This window comes from Photobacterium sp. SP02 (genome assembly GCF_038519165.1).
In the GTDB taxonomy this organism is placed as follows: domain Bacteria; phylum Pseudomonadota; class Gammaproteobacteria; order Enterobacterales; family Vibrionaceae; genus Photobacterium; species Photobacterium halotolerans.
On the sequence record NZ_JASJOJ010000025.1, the window covers coordinates 62,306 to 68,305 of the forward strand.

4 protein-coding genes and 1 pseudogene are annotated in these 6,000 nt (G+C 42.6%); all 5 read left to right on the forward strand.

Going from position 1 to position 6,000, the window contains the following annotated elements; translation table 11 throughout:
• The first annotated feature begins 109 nt into the window (after positions 1-109).
• On the forward strand, positions 110-3,358 hold the full coding sequence (locus P0Y67_RS12570; RefSeq protein WP_342392133.1) for a PAAR-like domain-containing protein: 3,249 nt from the start codon (positions 110-112) through the stop codon (positions 3,356-3,358).
• Positions 3,359-3,916, forward strand: coding sequence for an imm11 family protein (locus P0Y67_RS12575; RefSeq protein ID WP_342392134.1), 558 nt, complete (start codon positions 3,359-3,361; stop codon positions 3,914-3,916).
• Positions 3,917-4,282: 366 nt separating this feature from the next.
• On the forward strand, positions 4,283-4,909 hold the full coding sequence (locus tag P0Y67_RS12580; RefSeq protein WP_342392135.1) for a hypothetical protein: 627 nt from the start codon (positions 4,283-4,285) through the stop codon (positions 4,907-4,909).
• A gap of 117 nt (positions 4,910-5,026) precedes the next feature.
• A complete protein-coding gene (locus tag P0Y67_RS12585; protein WP_342392136.1) occupies positions 5,027-5,623 on the forward strand; it encodes an imm11 family protein in 597 nt (198 codons plus the stop codon).
• 85 nt (positions 5,624-5,708) lie between these two features.
• A pseudogene (locus P0Y67_RS12590) lies at positions 5,709-6,000 on the forward strand (hypothetical protein); the annotation flags it as partial.

Sequence of the window (6,000 nt, forward strand, 5' to 3'; positions counted from 1 at the left end):
GTAAAAAGTCATATTGACTAGTATTTCCTATTTTTTATCAATGGGATACGATGATGGGCATCTGGTAGAATAATGGCTATTAATTAGTCTGTGTTGCGAGGAAAGCGTCATGGGAGTCACTATCAATGCTGATGGTCTGAGTATTGTTCATAAAGGGTCTGGCGGTGAAGCGAATGCTGCCGTCCCTGATGTATGTATGACAACGGTCGGGCCACCCGTTGTTCCTATCCCTTACGGAAACAATGCGAAGTCGGCCGATCTGGCCGATGGAAGCACAACAGTCACCGCGGATGGTGGCAATAGTATTGCCCTGAAAAGCAGCCAGTTTTCGTGCAGCACCGGCGATGCAGGCGGCGATAAAAAAGGCATTGTTTCCGGTACGACTGAAGCGGAAGCCAAATTCACCACGGCATCTTCCACAGTGAAAATTGAAGGTGTCGGGGTGGCCCGTAAAACCGATATGATGACCATGAACGCAGGCAATACCATGTGTTTTGGTTGTGAAAATCCGTCGGTGACCGTTCAGCCAGATGAAGACAAAACCCATGCGCTGCGTGTTCAATGTCGTTACACGTCCGGTAAACCGCTCGCCAATGCCCCTTTCAAACTGAAAGATGAATCCGGTGCTGTTCTGGCAGAAGGCACATTGAACAACGCAGGTGAAGCCATCGTTGATGGCTTGCCCACCAAAGGCTGCACCGTTGAATACGGTGAAGCGCCAGCGCCTTATAAAATCAATTATCCTCGCTCTGCCAATCCTGAAAAAGCCACGCTTGATGACGAGGTGTTTTTTGACCGCGCATCGCACATGTGCGTGCCATTCTGGGTACCAAGAGGCGATCTGCAAGAGCGTCACTGGGGTTATCTGGGCGAAACGCTGGCAGACAGCCTAGAATTTCGTCACATGCTGGAAGTGGAGATTCGCACCCACCTGCCATTGAACCCCAAACCGGGTCAGGCAGAAGAGATCGCAGCGCGACTGATCAACTTCTTTGACCAGCAGCCTGTGTCGGAGCAGGACATCCTCGGCCTGATCAGCACCATGCTGCCGATAATGGAAGCAGACGGCGTCTTGTTTGATCTGTTCGTCAATTATCACAAAGAGGAATCCGGCAACAACCTGCTGGCTTCCATGCGTCATCTGGGAACCGGCAATCCGAATGAGTGGCTGGACAACCTGGACTGGGACGCCAAGGCAACCCTGCTCAGTCGCGAATGCGGCAGCATTCTGGAAAAAACGGATGCCCGGCTGGAAACGATCCTTTTTCACTCAGATACCCGTGGTTATACCTATATCTCAGACAACATCAAAGCCCATCGGGAATCGGTGAAAACGGTCCGTAAAAACCTGCCCGATGACATTTCAGCGGCAATGAACGGCCTGAAACAGAAAATCGCCACCATCCGTAGCAAGGGCGAAAACATCATGGTGGTGCCGACCAATAACCAGCGCACCACGCAGGGCGGCAGCATTACCGATGTGGTTCACTCGCTGAACGCATTACCAGCGCCGCTGGCGATTCGACTGACGTACGATGACATTGAGCAAACGCCAGCAGGTTATGTGCCTTACTCTGTTATGTTCGCCAATGGCGAAAAACAGGAAGGAAAACTGGATGCGAACGGCAGTGTGATGCTGTACGGCGTACCTCAAGTTGGCGCAGAAGTGACGTTTGGTGACAAAGAAGCAGCGAAAAAGGCAGAAAAGGAACAAGCCGAGCTGAAAAAACAGTTATCAGAAGCACTCGATAACATGGTTGAAGATTTCAAGCCGATAGCACACCGGCAGGCAGCAATGGCAGTTGACGTTGCGCCTGAAACGTTTGCATTGGTGAAGGCCTCTGTTGAAGCCGAATTAGCTGAGATGGAAAGCCGCAAAGATGCCTTTGATGACTTGTCTTTCCTGGAGCAAAGCTGGTCTTATGCGAAAAGTGCAGGACTGGGTGTAAGCACAGGCGTTACCGAATATATCCCAGATTTTGGCGAATTTGGCGAGCTGATGGAAGCGGCAGATATTGGTATCGATGTTCTCGTGGAAGCCATTTACAAGGGTGAAATTGACATCCTGCAACGTAAACTAAAGCATGTTGATCGTGCCAAGCTGGGTTTGCAGCAAGCCAGTATGGCGATGGAAGTTTTATTGCTACTGGCCTCGGATCCAGAGACACGACAATATCTTGCCAGCCTGCCACGCCGTTTCATGGAATCCATGCCACCAGATGAACTGGCTCGTTTTACTGTATCTCAAATGACCCAAAAAGGGATAGATGTCGCAGCTGTTGCAGGCAGTACAGCCGTTGCGGGAGCTGTTAGTGCTGGAGTTGGCGCACCAATTGCTGCTGCAGCAATGACGGGAGTGGTCACAGCCCGTAACGCAGGTAAAGGCATGGAAGGCTTGATCAAGGTGCTGATGAAGATCTTCGAAAACAATAAGAAAATGCTGAATTATCACCCTAAAAAACAGCATGAGAGAGACAATGAAACTCATCTTGAACGCCGAAATGGAGAGCCTTGTCCGTTATGTGGCAAGAAAGTACTGAAAAAAGGTAAAAAGCCGAAAAAGAAAACTAAGAATCTTTGCAAGCACGATGGCTATAAAGGCAAGTTATATAAAGAAAATGACAGGGAGTATGGCTTTACTCGCAGAGGATACACAGGAAAAGGTTCTGATAAAGAGCAGCGGCAACATTCACCGTGGAAATATTTAGGCATTAAACCCATTGAACATGATTGGTGGGCAAGAAGTGCAGATAAAGATGAGCATGGTAATTGGCGCCGTCCAAAGCATGAGGTGAGTTATCCTAAAAATGTAATTGCAGCTCATCATATTATTACAATAGAAGAAATGATGAAGAATGATTTTTTGTTTAAGCTCTTACCGAAGGTTGGTTATAATATTAATAAAGAATACAACATCACAGTATTACCAATGGTACCTGAACTAGCTTGCTCATTAGAGGTACCACTACATAATAGTAGTCATCCTTCACCTTACACGAACGAGATAAATAAAAAACTTCAAAAACTAGGAAAAGAGATAGAAAATTCTATTTTCTGTGGTAATGGCGATAAAGAATTAAGTAATATTATAAATAGAGTTCGTAAAATATCAGTTGATATGCTCGACTTAATGAATAACTTTTCTTATAAAGGTATAATTAGTCAACCTGAGTCGTTTGGTATTGACTATGCGCCGGGGAATAGAGGTTGTCGTGGTAAATTAAAAGAGTCAAGTAAGCATAAAGATGAAGGAGCTATATGCAAGCATCGCTCAGGGCAGGGAGAACATCAATTTCTTGATTTTTATTATAATGAAAAAATGTTAAGTGAAAATAAAAAAGCAAAACTTGGAGGGTAAATGAAATATTATTTATTAGAAAGTAAGTTTATTGAAGATGAAGCATCTTTCTCTTTTGTGGAAGATTTTAATGATATTGAAGATAAAAGTGATTTATCTATTAAGTACTATAAAAAACCTCCTCTTATTAAGGTCGATCAAGTATACAAACAACGCAGAATGTCAGATGTTTTAAAAACAGTTGATTACATCGCTCATCGTCGGTTAGTTGATGTTCTTACCGCAAACTTTGCCACAGGTGTACAGTTTATTCCTGTTGATGTTGATGTTGATGGTAAGATGTATCATGACTATTTTTATATGAATATTTTCCCATCTTATAATTTGCTACATTTATCTTCGTCGCAAGCAAGAAATTATAGTGATTATTATAATTCATATGACTTCATACTAAATATGGTCTTTGATATGAATAAGCTTAATAAGGCTAATGTTAATCATGATTTTTTTAGAGTTAAAGAGTATATCAGTGAAGTCATCATCAACGAAAAAATAAAAAATATTATTGATGAGAATAATATCACCGGTGTTGTTGCTTTTCCTGTGGAGATCGTCTAATGGAAAACTGGATCAAACAAAGCTTTCAACAACAGGGTCCACTTGCGGAAGTGGCAAAGACAAAATTTTATTCAGACGAGCCAAGAGTTATCCTTGATTTCACTCTTTTTCCTGGCGTTTACATTAGCGATGAATTAGAGATTACTGAGAATATCGATACCCTGCCGGCTATGGTACGTTTCGTGAAGAGGATTGGGAATACGAGTTTGTTCAGGCAAAGCCCTTGCATAGGGTCGCGGCTGCCATTCAATCTGGAGAACAAGTTTGGTTGGCCTATGATGATGAGGCATTGTATTTTCATCCAGATTTGGCGTATAAGATTCAGCATGCAGATCAACATATTCGGATTCACCGGAAGCTGTAATCATGAAATACGACAGTCAGTATTATCTTCTGGAAGAGAGTGGTGAATCAACTGGCTATATGCTAGACAAAATTGAAGGGTCGGATGGAGGGTTAGGACGATTAATGTCTCTTTTCCCTATTAACAGAAAAGTGTTGGGGCCAGGGCGAGTGGGCATATCGGAGGGTAACCGGGCTAAGTTTCAGCCGTGTGATTACCATGAAACCGCTGAACAATTGATCTCTGAAAAATTCAGGAAAGTTCTGGCACTGTTTAACTTACCTGGCGTGGACTTTTATCAAACTAATATAGTCAATGGCGATAAAATTTGGTCAGAACATTATTACATGCATATCTGGAATCATCATCAGGCGATACATAAGAAACGCAGTGAAATATCTGGAACCTATGTCGGTGACAGGTTTACTCTATTGAAACTGTCGTTAGATGAAGAGGTGCTGGATCAAGTGCCTTTAGAAAAAAGATTGGTTTTCCGGTTGAGAGCAGACCCAACATTTCTGTTTCATGAGTCTGTCGTTGCAGCCCTCAGTGCCGCTGACCTCAGTGGTTTAGGTTTTCGTCGTGTAGATAGCTGGTCTATCGGATCTGCCTTTGAAGACGACGATGATGATTTTTATGATGATTTGTAATTGATATTGCCCCCTTCAGTGGGGCTTTAATGATAGATACGGCTGGATTTGATAAACATTGACTCAGAGGCCTGTGGCTGAGTCTGTTCATTGGGAAATTCCTTGCACGAAAATAATATGAAATACGACAGTCAGTACTATATATTGAGAGAAAATCATGAGTCAGGTGCATATATGCTTGAACAAGCGGATGGTTCTGATGAAGGATTAGAGCATCTAATGTCACGTAGGTCCATTAGTAAAAGGGTGTTAGGTCCAGGCATTGTAGAAGTGTTGGATGGCGATTCTAGCAGGTTTAGCCCATGCGATTATCATGAGACTGCAGAACAGTTGATCTCGGATAAATTTAGACAGGTATTGTTGAAATTTAACTTACCTGGCGTTGATTTTTATCAAACAAATATCATCAATGGTAATAAGGTTTGGTCAGATTATTATTATATTCATATTTGGAATAGTTATAAATGTATAAACTTATTACGTTCTGAAATTGATGGAAATTATAAAACATATAGCTTTACCTTAGAAAGTCTGTCCTTGGATGATAAGGTATTAGAAGAAATACCAGTAGCAGAGCGTCTTGTCTTTAGGTTAGAAGAAAAACCTAAATTTTTATTCCATGAAACTGTTGTGAATGCTCTGCGTGAAGCTAATTTAACCGGCTTGAAGTTTTTGCGGGTAGATGAATGGTCAATTGGTTCGGCCTTTGAATAACAAGCTATTACTACAATGGCTGCCTAAAGTGTTTCTGGCGGCCATAGGTTTTTCAATATTCTGAATTATCAACAGTTTGAGAGATGTGCAATTAGAAGACAAATCATGTGATGGCAAGAAAATGAAATATGATAGTAAATACTATATGTTAAACGAAAGTGGTCGTGCAACGAGTTATATGTTAGATCAAGTTGAAGGTTCAGATGATGGGTTAGAGAGATTAATGTCTCTTTTTCCTATTCACCGAAAAGTGCTGGGGCCGGGTCGGGTAGGTATATCTGAAGGTAATCGCGTTAAGTTTCAACCGTGTGACTATCATGAAACCGCAGAGCAGTTGGTCTCTGAAAAATTCAGGCAAGTTCTGGCACCGTTTAATT

What these genes read in the sequence shown, in the direction of transcription:
- P0Y67_RS12570 (WP_342392133.1), top strand. Translation starts at nt 110, where the DNA reads ATGGGAGTCACTATCAATGCTGATGGTCTGAGTATTGTTCATAAAGGG.
- P0Y67_RS12575 (WP_342392134.1), top strand. Translation starts at nt 3,359, where the DNA reads ATGAAATATTATTTATTAGAAAGTAAGTTTATTGAAGATGAAGCATCT.
- P0Y67_RS12580 (WP_342392135.1), top strand. Translation starts at nt 4,283, where the DNA reads ATGAAATACGACAGTCAGTATTATCTTCTGGAAGAGAGTGGTGAATCA.
- P0Y67_RS12585 (WP_342392136.1), top strand. Translation starts at nt 5,027, where the DNA reads ATGAAATACGACAGTCAGTACTATATATTGAGAGAAAATCATGAGTCA.